This window comes from Novosphingobium sp. PhB55 (genome assembly GCF_004368805.1).
Lineage (GTDB): Bacteria > Pseudomonadota > Alphaproteobacteria > Sphingomonadales > Sphingomonadaceae > Novosphingobium.
In genome coordinates this window covers 375,142-390,114 of record NZ_SODQ01000007.1, presented here as the reverse complement: position 1 = coordinate 390,114, position 14,973 = coordinate 375,142, and the positions used below count along the sequence as shown (strand labels likewise).

Sequence of the window (14,973 nt, the reverse complement as noted above, 5' to 3'; positions counted from 1 at the left end):
GAATCAGTGCAGGCGCCGCGAGCCTTCCAATCCGAACGCCTGGTCGATGGTCCGGTCATCGGCCTCCATCTCGCGCTCGATGACATCCTCCAGCAGTTCGCTCGTATGATCGATGATCGCCTGCATCTGCATGACCGCCTCACCGATTGCCGCAGCGGTTCGGCAGGAAGGCATGAGATCGACGATGATGATGAGGCCCTGCTGCGCGTCGACTGAGAATCGGCAGCCCAGCAACCGGTCATGCAAGCGCGCGAGGGTCAGGCATAAGGCCGATCCCGGTTCGACTTCATCCAGAACCAGACCCTTGATCTGGATCCAGTCGTCGACGCCGAATACCGACCAGACGCTTCCCGCCTCCCGATCGGTCAGGACGAGTTCGCTCGAATCAATTTCCTCCAGATCGAACTGATTGCTCTCGCACCAGTCGCGCAAGCCCTCCAGCTCGGCCAGACGATCGACGGCTTCTCCGCTCATGCCACCCCCCGCAACGCGCGCTTTACGCTCAGCGAAGGCCTGGACGATTCCTGCTTGACAGCCGGAGAACAAATTGAGAACAACGAGATCACAGGAACATTAATAGAACGATTCTGGATTTTCCACAAGGTGTCCACAGGCGCCGCTCTTCGGCAGGCCGGGGACACCATGGATGATGGTTCGAAAGGAACGGTCATGACTGCTTTTGCTGCCTGTATCTTCGCTGTGGCCGCGATTGTTTCGGCCCATGTCATCGCCACGAGCTGGCTGCGCCACGCGGATGCGGCGCGGTCCTTGCCGGCGCAGCTGCGTGGGTGCCCGGACAGCACTCTTCTGGTCTGGAAAGCGATCGAACGCGTGCCCCTGCCCGCGCTCGCCACGCTCAGAAAGGACCGTTCGGTCCGTCCTCGCCGTCAGTCGCAGTGGACTGCGGCGGAACGCCCGGGACTGGAATGGCCGGGGATGGAACTGCCGGCGACGGACCTCGCCGCCTGATCTTCATGTAAGTGACGATGCCGATGGGAATCAGCGCCAGATAGGCAATGGTAATCACGGCCAGCGTGAACCAGGGCTCGGTCAGCAGCGCCGCCACGGTCAGGCCGACCAGCGCGATCAGTCCGACGCGAAGGCTTGGCGGCGGACTCATGCGGGACCAGCTGAGCGTCGGCAGGCTGGAGATCATCAGGAAGGCGATCACCACCATCCAGACGCTGACCGCGATGGGATTGGCGAATTCCGGCACCCCGCTCGCGATCCACAGATACATCGGCAGGAACGCCAGCCCCGCACCGATCGGCGCCGGAACACCGGTCAGGAAACCGGCGTCCTTATGCGGCTGATCGATCTCGTCGAGGCGGGAATTGAAGCGCGCCAGACGCAGTACGCAGCAGATCGCGAAAGCCAGGGCGGCAATCCATCCCAGGCTGGGCAGCTGGTGAAGCGTCCAGAGATAGACGATCAGCGCCGGCGCGACACCGAACGAAATCGAATCGGCCAGACTGTCCAGCTCAGCGCCGAAACGCGTCTGCGCCTTGAGCAGGCGCGCCGCGCGGCCGTCGATACCGTCAAGCAGGCCCGCAAGGATGATGGCCTGCACGGCGCGTTCATAATCGCCGCCGATCGCAAAACGGATACCGGTAAGGCCGGAGCAGAGCGCGGCGGCCGTGATGGCATTGGGAACGAAAACGCGCATCGGCAGCCCGCCGGCAAGGCGGCGGCGCACGCGAAGGCCATCGCCCTCGAACTCGCCGCCCGGGATTCCGTCGGGCTCGCCGGTCACTGCGAGATACCCTCGATCACCGGCGCCGAACCGAGTTCCGCCAGCACGGTTTCACCGGCGACGATCCGCTGGCCCATGAGCACCTTGGGCTCCGTTCCTGCGGGAAGATAGACGTCGACGCGGCTGCCGAAGCGGATCAGGCCGATCCGCTGGCCGGAGGCGATCATGTCGCCCGGCTTCACGAACGGAACGATACGGCGCGCGACCAGACCGGCGATCTGCGTAAAGCAGACGCGCAGTCCATCGCCGCGCTCGACCAGGATGTGCTGGCGCTCGTTCTCTTCACTGGCCTTGTCGAGGTCGGCATTGAGGAACTTGCCGGGGATGTAGATCACCCGGCGCACCGTGCCGCCGATGGGGCTGCGATTGATGTGGACGTCGAAGACGCTCATGAAGATCGAGATGCGGGTAACCGGTTCGGTCGACATAGGCTGCGAGCCGCTGCCATCCTCTACCGTCAGTTCGCGCGGCGGGGAGACTTTGCCGATAAGCGTCACCAGTCCATCGGCCGGTGCGACGATATAACGGTCGTCCTGCGGCGTCACGCGCACGGGGTCGCGGAAGAAGGCCAGCACGCAGACCGTGAGCAGCGCCAGCGGCCAACCGACCAGCGGACCGAACACGATCCAGCCGATCAGCGCCACGACGCCGGCGATGGCGCCGAACTTGCGGCCTTCCGGGTGGATGGAAGGCCAGCTCCAGGACGCTTCGCCGCGTCCCTGATTATCGAGAATTTCTCCGGGCATCACCATCCTCTAGTCAGTGTCCACCCCTCCCGCAATGCCGGGAAGAAGGGCATGTTCCCATCCACGCCGACGGTCGGGGATAGTTTCCAGCGCGATACGCGGCCCAGCACCGTTTCCGCCGCGATACGCGGCACGGCACGGTTATCGTGTCCGATGCTGTAGCTGGAGGGGAACCCCGAAGGGAATGTCCTGTTAGGGAAACCGGTGGTGGACAGGGCTGGATTCGAACCAGCGTACGCTTGCACGGGCAGATTTACAGTCTGCTGCCTTTAACCACTCGGCCACCTGTCCACACCAGTTGCTGGCGGGGGTTCTTCTTTCGAAAAACCCGTTGTGTTGAAGCTCCGAAACCAGAGCCTCGCTGCCGAGGAGCGCGCCTATGTAGAACGCGGCCTTGCCTGTCAATGGGGGTAATGGCAGGAGCGGCATAGTTTTTCCAAAAAGGACAGTTTTCATGACCAATCGTAGCGACCGGCAAGAAGGCGACCGCGAAGGCGGACGCTCCGGGAAGGCGCTGCGCGGCCGCGCAGGCCGGATGAAGAACGGCCGTGGCAGCGGCAGAGCGAGCACCGGCATGGTTCGGCTCTGGGGTCGCCACGCCGTGGAGGCCGCGCTCAAGAATCCGAATCGCAGCCATCGCAAGCTCTGGGCGACTCGCGAGGGCGTGGAATCGCTCGACGGCGAATTGCCGGCCGACTTCCCCGTCGAATGGGCCCAGCCCGCCGATCTCGCCCGTCTCGTTGCACGCGACGCTCCGCACCAGGGCCTCGTGCTCGAATGCGCACCGCTCGATGATATCTTCATCGACGATGTGCTGGATGGCGATCCCTCGCGCCCGGTCGTCGTGCTCGACCAGGTAACCGATCCGCACAACGTCGGCGCGATCATGCGTTCGGCGGCGGCCTTCAATGCCTGCGCCATCGTCACGCAGGACCGTCACGCACCGCCCGAATCGGGTACCCTGGCCAAGAGCGCTTCCGGTGCGCTGGAAGTCCTTCCCTGGGTCCGCGTGGTCAACCTGGCCCGCGCGCTCGAGGAAATCGCGGAAGCCGGCTACTGGCGCATCGGCCTCGACGGCGCCGCGCAGTCGACTCTCGGCGAAGCGCTTCCTGCCGGACCGGTCGCGCTCGTGCTCGGCGCCGAAGGTGACGGCATGCGCCACAACATCGCCCAGCATTGCGATTCCGTCGCCAAGCTGCCGATCAGCGATGCGATGGAAAGCCTGAATGTCAGCAATGCCGCTGCCATCGCGCTTTACGCCGCGGCGACCCGCGGCTGACGATCCGAACGCAAGAGGGGCACACATCATGAACCAAGTCGAACGGCGCCCCCTGGGGCGCCGCTTGCTGGCAGGGCTGGGCGTCACCGCCCTCGCCCTGCTGGCGGCAGCGTGCATCTTCGCACCCGGCAAATTCACCTCGACGCTGGACTTGCGCAAGAACCGCACGTTCACCTTCCGCTATGCCGGCGAAATCGTGATGGTGCCTCTCCAGGCATCCAAGCCCAAGGTCTTCGCGCCGGAAGCGTGCCACGACGAAGACTACAACGAGCACCCCTGCACCGAGGAGGAACTCGCCCAGCAGAAGACCGATTGGGAGAAGTCCAACGAGGAAAAGAAGAAGAGCGATGCTCAGGCCGCGCAAATGCTGCTGGGCGGGCTGGATCCCAGCGATCCAAAAGCCGGGGAGCAAGTGGCCGAGAAGCTCCGCCGCCAGGTCGGTTGGAACAAGGCCGTCTACATGGGAGACGGCAAGTTCGATGTCGATTTCGCGATGACCGGCCGGCTCGACCATGATTTCGCATTCCCGACCATCGAGGGCTTTGCGATGAGCAATCGGTTCGTCCAGCTCTCGCTGCGCCGGGACGGCTCGGTGCGCGTGGACGCCCCCTCGTTCGGCCCCCAGGGCGGCGCGACGGGCATGGGCGCCATGATGAGTGGCCTGGCCAATGAAAAGGAGGGCGATGCCATGCCCGGCACAACCGAGGCCGACGGCACCTTCACCGTGACGACCGATGGCGAGATCCTGGCCAACAACACCGACGAAGGCCCTCAGGCGGCTGCCAATGGCAAGGCGCTCATGTGGAAGATAGACCCCCGGACGCCCGCCGCACCGACGGCTCTGGTCAAACTGATGCCCTGAACCGGAGAGGGCCGGCGCCTCGGCGCAGGTCCTGCCTGGCCTGGGTCCCGGCGGCATCCTCCGGGAAACAGACCGCTACAACGAAAAACGCCGCGCCAACCCAAAGTTGGCGCGGCGTAATCTTTTCAGCCCGCGAGGCGTAGCAGGCTACAAGGATGCTTAGTTGACAGCGTCCTTGAGGCCCTTGCCGGCCTTGAACTTCGGCTGAGCCGAAGCCTTGATTTCCATCGGTTCGCCGGTGCGCGGGTTGCGGCCGGTCGAGGCCTTGCGCTTGGCAACCGAGAAAGTGCCGAAGCCAACGAGGCGAACTTCGTCGCCGGACTTCAGCGCGCCGGAGATGGCGTCGAACACGCTTTCGACGGCCTTGGTGGCATCGGTACGGGTAAGACCGCTCGAGTCTGCTACGGCGCTGATAAGATCGTTCTTGTTCATTATGGGTACCCCCTAACCTTTCTGTTGAATCGGATGTGTCGGGATATTCGGACTCGCCTCTAAACGCGACGGAATTGAGCGGTTTTTGCGCGCGGTGTCAAAGGCTAAACAAAGCCAAAACTGGCACTTTATCGCGTTTTTCCGCCATTCAGATGACGATTCCTGAATTGTGCAACGCAGCATGATCGACCGTGCGACGCCTGCCCTCTTTCCGAAAGGCGTTGCGTCGAGCAACAGAAGGGCCGCGCGGGTTCATTTTGCCGGCGTGGACTGATTCGCTTCGCGGAATCAAGTCGATAACCGTAATTGTCATCCAAGCGGAGACACAAAAAAGGCGGTTCGAAACCGAACCGCCTTTCAAGTTGTCCAGCCTGCAAGAGGCGGACACGATGCCGGAGCTTAGCCCTGGACGTCGTTGATGCGACGCTCGGCGATGCGAGCGCGCTTGCCGGTACGACCGCGCAGGTAGTACAGCTTGGCACGACGCACGACGCCGCGGCGAACCACGGTGATCGAGTCGATGTTCGGCGAGTAGAGCGGGAATACGCGCTCGACGCCTTCGCCGAAGCTCATCTTGCGAACGGTGAAGTTCGAACCCATGCCACGGTTCGAGCGCGCGATGCACACGCCCTCGTAAGCCTGGACGCGGGTACGGGTACCTTCGACAACCTTCACGCCGACGCGGACGGTGTCGCCCGGACGGAAGGTCGGGATTTCCTTGGCGGCCTTGGCAATTTCCTCGGCCTCGATCTGCTGAATCAGGTTCATGAACCTAAGTCCTCGTTTTTGCGCCGCGCACCAGAGGCAGACTGGCCCCGAACGTCACTGCGACGTTCCCAAAGGTCCGGCCTGCGTGACCGTGTATCTTCCTCCGCCTGTTGTTTCCGCCAGGCGGCGATCTTCGCATGATCCCCCGATCGCAGCACTTCAGGGATCGTGCGCCCTTCCCACTCGGTGGGTCGGGTATATTGCGGGTATTCGAGAAGACCGTCCTCAAACGATTCCTCGGTCCCGCTGGAAGCCGCGCCCATTACGCCGGGAAGCAGGCGAATGCAAGCGTCGAGAAGCAGGATCGCCGCGGGTTCGCCGCCGGAAAGCACCGCATCGCCGACCGACATCTCCTCGACGTCGCGGCCCCCGAAAATGCGCTCGTCGAAACCTTCGAACCGGCCGCACAGGATGGTGACGCCGGAGCCCTCCGCCAATTCGCGCACGCGGGCCTGCGAGATCGGCTTGCCGCGCGGGGTCATGGCGATGACCGGCGCGGCCGGATTGATGCTGCGGGCATGGTCGATGGCCGCCGCCAGCACATCCACCTTGAGCACCATTCCCGCACCGCCGCCTGCGGGGGTGTCGTCCACGGTGCGATGCTTGTCGGCCGCGAAATCGCGGACATGCACGGGGTTCATGGCCCATTTGCCCTCGGCAAGCGCCCTGCCCGCCAGGCTGACGCCGAGCGAGCCAGGAAACATCTCCGGATAGAGGGTGAGAACGGTGGCGTTGAAAGTCATGCTGTCGCGCAAAGCCCAATTCGGCGGCGGCGACAAGAGGCCGGGCGGGATTTTGTGCCGCTCAGAAGGGTTCCCATACTTCTGGCGGCAGGAAATCCCGGTCGCGCATCACTTCGTCTCGCAGCCATTCCCGAAAGCGTTCCAGCTTGCGGACGCCCACGCGCTGCTCCGGGTGAACCAGCCAATGGCCGGTGCCCGGCAGGAACATCGTCGCGAACGGCTGGACCAGACGCCCCGCCGCCAGGTCCTCGCGCCAGATCAGCGGTGTCATCAGGGCTATGCCGAAGCCTTCGCGGGCCGCGCTGCCTTCCTGGAGCTGGTTGTCGAACATGAAGCCGCGCCGGGACGGCGGCGGCGGCGTTCCCACGCCGGCGGCTGCGAACCAGGCCGCCCACCAGGGATCGTTAGGGGCGAAGCGCTCCACCGCCAGCAAGTCTTCCGGCCGCGTGATCCTGTGGCGCTCCAGGAAATCCGGTGCGCAGATCGGCGAATAGTGCTGCCGGAACAGGAATTCGCTGCGCAGCCCCTCCCAACGTCCCGCGCCGCCCCGGATTGCGGCATCGTAGTTCGAAATCGCGAAATCGATCACTTCGTTCGAAAGCGACATGCGGACGGCAATGTCGGGATGGCGGAGCTGAAAGCGGCCGATGCGCGTGCTCAGCCAGCTTGCGCCAAGCGATACCGAAGCATTGATCGCCAGCACGTCCTCTTCTTCACTGCGAACGGCGGCGAAAGCATCCGTCATCGCGGCAAACGCGCCGGACAGCGCGGGCAGCAGCCTGCGCCCGACATCCGATAGCCGCGCCCGGCCCTTCTCCCGCACGAACAGCGGCTTGCCGACCCGGTCTTCCAACTGCTTGATCTGATAGGAAATGGCCGCCTGACTCATGCCCAGTTCCTCGGCGGCACGGGAGAAATTCTCGTGCCGGCCCGCGGCTTCGAATGCGCGAACGGCGGTCAGGGGCGGCAGGCGGTCCATGGCCCGACGATAAGGCAGCCTTATGGCTGCCACCAGAGGGTTTGTTGGCAAAGAGGCGCTGCAACGCGCAGATTCCGGATATCCGAAGGAGGAACCGGACAATGCAGGACGAACATTTCATGCGCCAATGGAACGCCGGCCATGCCCGGTTTTCCGAAGATGCGGATCGCGGCCTCGTAACGCTCGCCGCCAAGGCCAAGCGCCTGCCCGGCTGGATCGGGCGCAAGGCGCGGCTGGAAACTGCGCTGGCACGGAAGGCGAGGCTGACGACCATCGCCATTCTAGCAGGCGTATTGGCCGGCTCCAGTCTGGCGGCCGTAACGCCGCTGATCGCCCCGACTGATGGCAGTCAGGCCCCGCGGCAAGCCGCACAGCCCTGCACCGACCCCGCGCTCGCCTGAGGAACCCTCGCCTGAGAAACAAAGGCCCCTGACGCAGAAAGGCCGCCCGGAGGCGGCCTTTCCTTATTCTTCCGCAAAGGCGGCGTTGACCACCACCCGTTCGTGATCCCATTCGGGCACGGCGGCCGGGCTCATCGGCACCATGAAGCGGCGCCGCTTGCCGTCCTCGCCTGCCGGACGCTCGATCTCGATCACGTCGCCGGCGCCGAAGTTTTCGACCGCTATGCAAGTGCCCAGTTCGTCACCCGCGTCGGAAACGGCGCGCAGGCCCAGCAGATCGGCGTGGTAATACTCGCCTTCCACCAGTTCCGGCATCTGCGAGCGCGGAACGGTGAGCGCGGTACCGCGCAGCTTTTCCGCCGCGTTCCGATCCAGCACTTCCTCGAAGCGGGCGATCGCGCCGCCCTTGCCGTCATCGCGCAGTTTGGTGAGCGTGAGCGTGGAATCGGTGAAGGCGCGGTAGCGCTTGAGCGCCGCCACGCCTTCACCGAACAGCTTGAGGCGAACCTCGCCCGTCACGCCGTGCGCGCCGGTTACGGCAGCAAGCGTGACGGGGCGGTCTTGACCAGCCATCTGGATTCAACCTGAAGCTTAGGCTTCGGTCGATTCCTCAGCAGCTGCTTCGGCAGGCGCTTCTTCAGCGGCCGGAGCGGCTGCAGCAGCAGCGGCAGCTTCTTCAGCTTCACGCAGCTTCTCGGCCTTTTCCTCGGCGCGGTCCTTGGCCTTCTGGCCCGGCTCACCCTTCTGGGCGTTCACGGTTGCGGCGCGTTCCTTGATGCCGGCCTTGTCGAGCAGACGGGCAACGCGGTCGGTCGGCTGGGCGCCAACGCCGAGCCAGTAACGCACGCGGTCTTCGACCAGGCGCACGCGGTTCTCGTCTTCCTTGGGGAGGACCGGGTTGTAGGTGCCGACCTGCTCAAGATACTTGCCATCGCGCGGAGCGCGCGAGTTGGAGACGACGATCTTGTAATAAGGACGCTTCTTCGCGCCACCGCGCGACAGACGGATCGAAACGGACATTGCTCTACCTTTCCTTCAAATCTTCGAGAATTACTTTTTCAGAAACTTGCTGAGATCGGGACCACCGAGGCCCGGCATGCCGCCGGCGCCCCCACCCATGCCGCCACCAAGCCCGGGCATGGCAGCATCGAGGCCGCCCTTTCCGAACATCGCGGCAAGGCCCTTGAGGCCGCCCATCTTCTTGATCTGCTTCATGGCCTTGGACATCTCCTGGTGCATTTTCAGGAGCTTGTTGACGTCCTGCACCTGGGTGCCCGAGCCGTTGGCGACGCGAATCTTGCGCTTGGCGTTGAGCAGCGCGGGATTGACGCGCTCCTTCTGCGTCATCGAGCCGATGATCGCATCCATGCGCAGCAGCACGCGGTCATCCATGCCCGAAGCCTGCATCGCCGCCTTGGCTTTCTTCATGCCAGGCATCATGCCGGCCAGCGCGCCTAGGCCGCCCATCTTCTGCATCTGGCCCAGCTGCATGCGCAAGTCGTTCATGTCGAACTTGCCCTGCTCCATGCGCTTGGCCAGCGCTTCGGCGTCCTCGACCTTGACCGCTTCGGCGGCCTTCTCGACGATGGAGACGATGTCGCCCATGCCGAGAATGCGGTTGGCGACGCGGCTGGGGTGGAAGACCTCGAGGGCCTCCATCTTCTCGCCGGTGCCTGCGAACTTGATCGGCTTGCCGGTGACGGCGCGCATCGACAGCGCCGCACCGCCGCGCGCATCACCGTCCATACGGGTGAGCACGACGCCGGTGAGATCGACTTCGCCGGAGAACGACTGCGCGACGTTGACCGCGTCCTGACCCGTCAGCGAGTCGACCACGAGCAGCGTTTCACGCGGAGTCGCGATGGCGGCAACCGCCTTCATCTCGTCCATGAGCTGCTGGTCGACGTGGAGGCGACCGGCCGTGTCGAGCATCAGCACGTCGACGGCCTGGAGCTTGGCCGACTGCATCGCGCGGGTGGCGATCTCGGTCGGCTGCTGGCCGGCGATGATCGGCAGCGTGGCGACGCCGACCTGCTCGCCCAGGACGCGAAGCTGTTCCTGCGCGGCCGGACGGTTGACGTCCAGCGAGGCCATCAGGACCTTCTTGCCCTGCTTCTCACGAAGGAGGCGGGCGATCTTGGCCGTGCTGGTGGTCTTGCCCGAGCCCTGGAGGCCGACCATCATGATGACGACCGGGGGCGCGGCATTGAGGTCGAGTTCGGCGGTCTCTTCGCCGCCAAGCATCTCGATCAGGGCGTCGTTGACGATCTTGACGACCTGCTGGCCGGGCGTAACCGAGCGCAGCACCGAGTGGCCCACGGCCTTCTCGGTAACCTGGTCGATGAAGCGGCGCACGACGGGAAGCGCGACATCGGCTTCGAGCAGCGCGATGCGCACTTCGCGCATGGCATCGCGAACGTCCTGCTCCTTGAGCGCGCCGCGACCGCGCAGCTTGTCGAAAACGCCACCAAGACGATCCGAAAGGGAGTCAAACATTCTCGCTCCTAACGTCACTCGCGGCGAACATGCCAAAATTCCTCATCGACGGGTCGAACCGCCAGAACGCCAAAAACGCCGGTGGGCGAAACCTCGCTGACCGGCGTGACGGGACGTTATGCGAAAAACGCCGGCGGACGAAACCTCGTCAGCCAGCGTGTCGCGTTCCCGCGAAACTGCAATGTTGAAATGGTGGAGCCTAGCGGGATCGAACCGCTGACCTCCTGCATGCCATGCAGGCGCTCTCCCAGCTGAGCTAAGGCCCCAATCATTTCATCGGATCGATCCTGGGAGGTCCGATCCGTTTCCGTGACGGCGACTTGCGCCTCCGCTTGGGAGGCCGCCCTCTAGATTGGGTTCACCGGACTGGCAAGAGGAAATTTTCACGGGCCTGTCATTTTCCGGAAAGCGGCCCGAAAGCGCAGCCCCGCCCATCTGCAGTATCCTTCGCTTTGCGGCCTTTGCCCTTCGTCATTGCGCGGAGGTGGAGCCGACGCAGCAATCCAGAGCGGTGTAAGGCGCCTCTGGATTGCTTCGCTATGCTCGCAATGACGAAGGATGGAATCGAATCTGGCGGACCAAAACGAGAAAGGGCGCGGCCGCCGAAGCGCCGCGCCCTTTCCCTTAATAGATGCGTATCGCGGCTTACTCGTCGCGGTCGCCGTCGTCGTCGCCGGCACCGATGCCGAGATCGTCGTCACCGCCGAGGTCGACGTCGTTGTCCGGCGAATCGCCGTCGTCGTCGATATCCAGATCTTCTTCGGCCAGATCCGAATCTTCGGTCTCGACCACTTCCTTCTTCTGGATTTCCTCATAGGGAATCGGCTGCTTGGACTTCAGCACCGGCTCCGGGTGCCACGAATGGCCGCACTCGATGCAGGTGACCGGGTCGTCCTTGCCCAGGTCGTAGAAGCGGGTGCCGCATTTCGGGCAGCCGTGCTTGGCGCCCCACTCAGGCTTTGCCATGAAATGTCCTCATATTGCCCGCTCGAAAGGAACGGGCGTGAATTTCGTATCTTGATGGGAGGGCCGGCGCGCAAAATCAAGCGTCCCGGCACCATCAGGGCGCGCGCCTTGCCATAGGCCGCACCCGCTGTCAAAAGCCCGGCGATTTTGCGCCCCTCCAGTATCGAGAGAAGCACGCCCGTGAGCCACGACGACACCACCCCCATGCGCCCCCGCCGTTTCCTGCCCGCAGGACCGCTCAAGGGCAAGATCCGCGTGCCGGGTGACAAGTCGATCAGCCACCGCTCGATCATGCTGGGCGCGCTGGCCGTGGGCGAAACGCGCGTGACAGGCCTGCTGGAAGGCGAGGACGTGCTGGCCACCGCTGCCGCCATGCGCGCCATGGGCGCCACGGTGGAACGCGTGGGAGACGGCGAATGGCGGGTGAGCGGCGTGGGCGTGGGCGCCCTGCTCCAGCCCGAAGGCCCGCTCGACATGGGCAACTCCGGCACCTCGACCCGCCTGCTCATGGGCCTGGTCGCCAGCCACCCCATCACTGTCAGCTTCACGGGCGACGGCTCGCTCTCCAAGCGCCCGATGGGCCGCGTGATCGATCCGCTCTCCGAAATGGGCGCGAGTTTCGAAGCCAGCGAAGGAGGCCGCCTCCCGCTGATCGTGCGCGGCGCATCGCCGGCCGTGCCGATCACTTACCGCCTGCCCGTCGCCTCTGCACAAGTGAAGAGCGCGATCCTGCTCGCCGGCCTCAACACACCCGGCACCACCACCGTGATCGAGCCGGTGCCGACGCGCGACCACTCCGAACGGATGCTCAAGGGCTTCGGCGCCGACCTCGATGTGACCGTGGAAGCCGACGGCACCCGCGTCATCACCATCAAGGGTGAGGCGGAACTGAAGCCGCAAGTGATCGACGTGCCGGGTGACCCCTCCTCCGCCGCTTTCTTCATCGTCGCCGCCCTCGTCACGCCGGGCAGCGAAGTCGTGATCGAGAACGTCGGCCTCAACCCGACGCGCGCGGGCCTTGTCGAAGTGCTGCGCCAGATGGGCGGCCAGATCGAATTCCTGAACGCGCGCGAAGTCGGCGGAGAGCCGGTGGCGGACCTTCTGGTCAAGCATTCGCAGCTCAAGGGCATCGAAGTCGATCCCGCCATCGCGCCTGCCATGATCGATGAATTCCCCGTGCTCTTCGTGGCGGCCTCGCTTGCCGAGGGCGTCACCGTCACCAGCGGTCTCGACGAACTGCGCGTGAAGGAATCGGATCGCCTCACCGCCATGGCCGTCGCGCTGACGCTGGCCGGCGCCCAGATCGAGGAACGCGAAGACGGCCTCGTCATCACCGGCACCGGCGGCAAGCCCCTGCCCGGCACGGCCGGCGACGCGCAAATCGTCACCCACCTCGACCACCGTATCGCCATGTCGATGGCGATTGCCGGCCTCGTCAGCAGCGGCGGCGTGGAAGTGGACGACACGCGCCCGATCGCCACCAGCTTCCCCAATTTCGAGGACCTGCTGGCCACGCTCGCCGGATAAGGGCATTCTTGCAGGCTGGCGGCGCCGCGTTCTTCCACGCGGGCGCCCTGCCTGACAGGAGTGTGCATGATCCTCGACCTGCCGCAGTGGCTCAGCAACATCCTCGGCTTCGTGGGCACCGTGTGCTGCGTGATCGCCTATGCCTATGTGACCTACGAGAACAATCCGAACCGCTATCTTCAGCACGGACTGAACTTCGTCGGGGCCGTGCTCCTGCTCATTTCGTTGATGGTGAACGTCAACCTGCCCTCCATCGCGATGGAGGGGCTTTGGGCGGTCATCGCCGGCTGGGGCCTGCTGAAGGCGCTGCGATCAAGGCGCAGCGCGGACCGGCCATCCGACGAAGCCCGCCTGCCTTGACCTTCGCCCAAACTTACGGCGCCGGCTCGACCAGCCCCTTGCCTTGGCCGCGCCAAGCCGCCAAGAGCCCGCGATGATCATCGCCGTCGACGGACCCACCGCATCGGGCAAAGGCACTATCGCCAAGGCCCTCGCAGAGCATTACGGCCTGCCCCACCTCGATACCGGATTGCTTTACCGCGCCGTCGGCCGCCAGTGCTTCCTCGACGGCGGCAATCCCGACGATCCGGTGGCCGCCCTTGCCGCATGTGCCTTTCCGGACGCATTCCTGAGCGACCCGGAACTCCGTTCGGAAGCGAGCGGCGGCCTTGCAAGCCGCGTCTCGATCCACCCCGCGGTGCGGCAGGCCCTGTTCGAACGCCAGCGCAGCTTCGCCACGCAGGCCGGCGGTGCCGTGCTCGACGGGCGAGACATCGGCACGGTGATCGCGCCCGAGGCGGAGGCCAAACTCTTCGTGACCGCTTCGGTGGAAGCCCGCGCCCAGCGCCGCCATCTCGAAATGGAAGCGCAGGGCCGCGATGTCTCGCTGGATGAGATCGCCGCCGACTTGTCCGCCCGCGACGCCCGCGACCGCGGCCGCAAGGACGCTCCGCTCGTGGCGGCAGACGACGCCGTGCTGCTCGATACGTCCGACCTCGGCCGCGACGCAGCAATCGCCGCGGCCATCGCCGCGGTCGAAGCGCGCGCGCGCCGATCGCCAGCTCTTTGACATCGAGGCCCTCTGGAAGGCGGGCCTTCAATCCCGCGGGCGGTTGCGCCAGCGCTCGACCCCGGCCCGGGCGTCCTGCACGAAGCGCGAACGCCGCACGCCTTCCAGGAACAGGTTGCCCACGATCCACCCCACGGGACCGACCGGGCGCTTGAACTGCACGAGCAGGACGATGCGCGTCTCTTCGCTGTCGTTCCTCACTTCGTGGTTGAAGACATCGTCGAAAACCAGACACTTGCCTTCCTGCCACTCCAGCCAATCGTCGACCACGCGCATCCGGCACTCCCCGGATTCGCGCGGCACCTGGATGCCGAGGTGGCACGTCAGGAACGCTTTCGAGACGCCGGTGTGGGCCGGCAGATGCGTCCCTGGAACGAGCACGGAAAAGAACGCCGAATTCAGGCCGGGTATGCGCGAAATCAACTCGGCCGTGCGCGGACAGGCCCGGCAATTGGGCTCGTCCCGGTAGCGATAGCCGACCAGGAAGTAAGACCGCCAGCGCCCGGCCGGAGCGATGCGCCGATGGTCGGGTGAAATCGTCGCCAGTGGCGGAACTTCCTCCAGGTCCTGGAGCACGGCCGCGGCTTCCTCACGGATGGCCTCCCAGTTGTCTTCCAGCAGGCGGGTCCAGCGGAAATTCGCCGGATCGTGAACCGGCACGTCCGGTACGCGTGAACTGCGGGCAATCCAGCGGTTCGTCCTGGGCTGCATCCATTTCCCGAAACGCAGGATCCAGTTCGGCTTCGGGACCAGCGCCTTGCTGGGGGCCATCGTTGCATCGAGTCTGTCTGGGATGGGTGACGTAGCGTGCTCGGCCATGAAGGCTCCTCGAACGAAGTGTCCCGCGCTCCCCCCATATCTCATCAGGCCGAAGATCAGGACAGGGAGGGACAATGGCGCTTTTCCGAGGCGGCCACAAGACGGCCGCCCTGCCCGGTTCCGACGGACCGCC

18 protein-coding genes and 2 tRNA genes are annotated in these 14,973 nt (G+C 64.9%); 6 read left to right on the top strand and 14 right to left on the bottom strand.

Going from position 1 to position 14,973, the window contains the following annotated elements:
* Positions 1 to 3: 3 nt before the first annotated feature.
* From EDF57_RS19335 to EDF57_RS19320, 4 genes are all read right to left on the bottom strand, one after another.
* Complete coding sequence (locus EDF57_RS19335; protein WP_134095395.1) at positions 4 to 546, bottom strand: hypothetical protein; 543 nt, start codon at positions 544 to 546, stop codon at positions 4 to 6.
* Between the two features lie 310 nt (positions 547 to 856).
* Complete coding sequence (locus EDF57_RS19330) at positions 857 to 1,666, bottom strand: phosphatidylcholine/phosphatidylserine synthase (RefSeq protein WP_134095457.1); 810 nt, start codon at positions 1,664 to 1,666, stop codon at positions 857 to 859.
* 83 nt (positions 1,667 to 1,749) lie between these two features.
* Positions 1,750 to 2,499: a phosphatidylserine decarboxylase gene (locus EDF57_RS19325; RefSeq protein ID WP_132263631.1), complete on the bottom strand. Its 750-nt coding sequence runs from the start codon at positions 2,497 to 2,499 to the stop codon at positions 1,750 to 1,752.
* A 205-nt stretch (positions 2,500 to 2,704) separates the two neighbouring features.
* Positions 2,705 to 2,790 (bottom strand) — tRNA-Tyr (locus EDF57_RS19320).
* A gap of 163 nt (positions 2,791 to 2,953) precedes the next feature.
* Here EDF57_RS19320 and EDF57_RS19315 point away from each other — a divergent pair.
* A complete protein-coding gene (locus EDF57_RS19315; RefSeq protein ID WP_134095394.1) occupies positions 2,954 to 3,778 on the top strand; it encodes an RNA methyltransferase in 825 nt (274 codons plus the stop codon).
* 28 nt (positions 3,779 to 3,806) lie between these two features.
* On the top strand, positions 3,807 to 4,640 hold the full coding sequence (locus tag EDF57_RS19310) for a hypothetical protein (protein WP_134095393.1): 834 nt from the start codon (positions 3,807 to 3,809) through the stop codon (positions 4,638 to 4,640).
* 159 nt (positions 4,641 to 4,799) lie between these two features.
* Here the strand turns inward: EDF57_RS19310 and EDF57_RS19305 are convergent, their stop codons facing one another.
* The 4 genes from EDF57_RS19305 to EDF57_RS19290 all read right to left on the bottom strand — a co-directional run bounded on the left by EDF57_RS19305 (position 4,800) and on the right by EDF57_RS19290 (position 7,595).
* The gene (locus EDF57_RS19305) at positions 4,800 to 5,072 is read right to left on the bottom strand and encodes an HU family DNA-binding protein (RefSeq protein WP_132263636.1); all 273 of its coding nucleotides are present in this window, start codon (positions 5,070 to 5,072) and stop codon (positions 4,800 to 4,802) included.
* Between the two features lie 399 nt (positions 5,073 to 5,471).
* Positions 5,472 to 5,840 carry a 50S ribosomal protein L19 gene (gene rplS / locus EDF57_RS19300; protein ID WP_132263638.1) on the bottom strand — a complete coding sequence of 123 codons (369 nt, stop codon included), beginning with the start codon at positions 5,838 to 5,840 and terminating at the stop codon, positions 5,472 to 5,474.
* Positions 5,837 to 6,583, bottom strand: coding sequence for a tRNA (guanosine(37)-N1)-methyltransferase TrmD (gene trmD / locus EDF57_RS19295; protein WP_134095392.1), 747 nt, complete (start codon positions 6,581 to 6,583; stop codon positions 5,837 to 5,839). Before trmD ends, rplS begins: the two co-directional genes overlap by 4 nt.
* A 61-nt stretch (positions 6,584 to 6,644) precedes the next feature.
* Entirely contained in the window at positions 6,645 to 7,595 is a 951-nt protein-coding gene (locus EDF57_RS19290; RefSeq protein ID WP_243841148.1) for a LysR substrate-binding domain-containing protein, read from the bottom strand.
* A 68-nt stretch (positions 7,596 to 7,663) separates the two neighbouring features.
* Between EDF57_RS19290 and EDF57_RS19285 the strand changes: the two genes are divergently transcribed.
* Entirely contained in the window at positions 7,664 to 7,963 is a 300-nt protein-coding gene (locus tag EDF57_RS19285; RefSeq protein WP_134095391.1) for a hypothetical protein, read from the top strand.
* A gap of 63 nt (positions 7,964 to 8,026) precedes the next feature.
* Here the strand turns inward: EDF57_RS19285 and rimM are convergent, their stop codons facing one another.
* From rimM to EDF57_RS19260, 5 genes are all read right to left on the bottom strand, one after another.
* A complete protein-coding gene (gene rimM / locus EDF57_RS19280; RefSeq protein WP_134095390.1) occupies positions 8,027 to 8,536 on the bottom strand; it encodes a ribosome maturation factor RimM in 510 nt (169 codons plus the stop codon).
* Between the two features lie 18 nt (positions 8,537 to 8,554).
* Entirely contained in the window at positions 8,555 to 8,983 is a 429-nt protein-coding gene (gene rpsP, locus EDF57_RS19275) for a 30S ribosomal protein S16 (RefSeq protein WP_132263646.1), read from the bottom strand.
* Between the two features lie 30 nt (positions 8,984 to 9,013).
* Positions 9,014 to 10,459: a signal recognition particle protein gene (gene ffh / locus EDF57_RS19270; protein ID WP_134095389.1), complete on the bottom strand. Its 1,446-nt coding sequence runs from the start codon at positions 10,457 to 10,459 to the stop codon at positions 9,014 to 9,016.
* Between the two features lie 190 nt (positions 10,460 to 10,649).
* Positions 10,650 to 10,725, bottom strand: a tRNA-Ala gene (locus EDF57_RS19265).
* Between the two features lie 379 nt (positions 10,726 to 11,104).
* The gene (locus tag EDF57_RS19260) at positions 11,105 to 11,425 is read right to left on the bottom strand and encodes a TIGR02300 family protein (protein WP_132263650.1); all 321 of its coding nucleotides are present in this window, start codon (positions 11,423 to 11,425) and stop codon (positions 11,105 to 11,107) included.
* 204 nt (positions 11,426 to 11,629) lie between these two features.
* Here EDF57_RS19260 and aroA point away from each other — a divergent pair, with 204 nt between their 5' ends.
* The 3 genes from aroA to EDF57_RS19245 all read left to right on the top strand — a co-directional run bounded on the left by aroA (position 11,630) and on the right by EDF57_RS19245 (position 14,021).
* A complete protein-coding gene (aroA, locus tag EDF57_RS19255) occupies positions 11,630 to 12,952 on the top strand; it encodes a 3-phosphoshikimate 1-carboxyvinyltransferase (RefSeq protein ID WP_134095455.1) in 1,323 nt (440 codons plus the stop codon).
* Between the two features lie 66 nt (positions 12,953 to 13,018).
* Positions 13,019 to 13,312 (top strand): permease, encoded by a 294-nt coding sequence (locus EDF57_RS19250; protein WP_134095388.1) that lies wholly within the window; start codon positions 13,019 to 13,021, stop codon positions 13,310 to 13,312.
* Between the two features lie 73 nt (positions 13,313 to 13,385).
* Positions 13,386 to 14,021, top strand: a complete 636-nt coding sequence (locus tag EDF57_RS19245) for a d(CMP) kinase (protein ID WP_132263654.1) — start codon at positions 13,386 to 13,388, stop codon at positions 14,019 to 14,021.
* A 27-nt stretch (positions 14,022 to 14,048) separates the two neighbouring features.
* Here EDF57_RS19245 and EDF57_RS19240 read toward each other — a convergent pair whose 3' ends face one another.
* Positions 14,049 to 14,792, bottom strand: a complete 744-nt coding sequence (locus EDF57_RS19240; RefSeq protein WP_243841147.1) for an aspartyl/asparaginyl beta-hydroxylase domain-containing protein — start codon at positions 14,790 to 14,792, stop codon at positions 14,049 to 14,051.
* Positions 14,793 to 14,973 lie beyond the last annotated feature (181 nt).

Bases quoted from the DNA above. Each gene is read 5' to 3' on its own strand.
- EDF57_RS19330 (WP_134095457.1), bottom strand. From the start codon at position 1,666: ATGCGCGTTTTCGTTCCCAATGCCATCACGGCCGCCGCGCTCTGCTCC.
- EDF57_RS19325 (WP_132263631.1), bottom strand. From the start codon at position 2,499: ATGCCCGGAGAAATTCTCGATAATCAGGGACGCGGCGAAGCGTCCTGG.
- EDF57_RS19315 (WP_134095394.1), top strand. From the start codon at position 2,954: ATGACCAATCGTAGCGACCGGCAAGAAGGCGACCGCGAAGGCGGACGC.
- EDF57_RS19310 (WP_134095393.1), top strand. From the start codon at position 3,807: ATGAACCAAGTCGAACGGCGCCCCCTGGGGCGCCGCTTGCTGGCAGGG.
- EDF57_RS19305 (WP_132263636.1), bottom strand. From the start codon at position 5,072: ATGAACAAGAACGATCTTATCAGCGCCGTAGCAGACTCGAGCGGTCTT.
- rplS (WP_132263638.1), bottom strand. From the start codon at position 5,840: ATGAACCTGATTCAGCAGATCGAGGCCGAGGAAATTGCCAAGGCCGCC.
- trmD (WP_134095392.1), bottom strand. From the start codon at position 6,583: ATGACTTTCAACGCCACCGTTCTCACCCTCTATCCGGAGATGTTTCCT.
- EDF57_RS19285 (WP_134095391.1), top strand. From the start codon at position 7,664: ATGCAGGACGAACATTTCATGCGCCAATGGAACGCCGGCCATGCCCGG.
- rimM (WP_134095390.1), bottom strand. From the start codon at position 8,536: ATGGCTGGTCAAGACCGCCCCGTCACGCTTGCTGCCGTAACCGGCGCG.
- rpsP (WP_132263646.1), bottom strand. From the start codon at position 8,983: ATGTCCGTTTCGATCCGTCTGTCGCGCGGTGGCGCGAAGAAGCGTCCT.
- ffh (WP_134095389.1), bottom strand. From the start codon at position 10,459: ATGTTTGACTCCCTTTCGGATCGTCTTGGTGGCGTTTTCGACAAGCTG.
- EDF57_RS19260 (WP_132263650.1), bottom strand. From the start codon at position 11,425: ATGGCAAAGCCTGAGTGGGGCGCCAAGCACGGCTGCCCGAAATGCGGC.
- aroA (WP_134095455.1), top strand. From the start codon at position 11,630: ATGCGCCCCCGCCGTTTCCTGCCCGCAGGACCGCTCAAGGGCAAGATC.
- EDF57_RS19250 (WP_134095388.1), top strand. From the start codon at position 13,019: ATGATCCTCGACCTGCCGCAGTGGCTCAGCAACATCCTCGGCTTCGTG.
- EDF57_RS19245 (WP_132263654.1), top strand. From the start codon at position 13,386: ATGATCATCGCCGTCGACGGACCCACCGCATCGGGCAAAGGCACTATC.
- EDF57_RS19240 (WP_243841147.1), bottom strand. From the start codon at position 14,792: ATGGCCCCCAGCAAGGCGCTGGTCCCGAAGCCGAACTGGATCCTGCGT.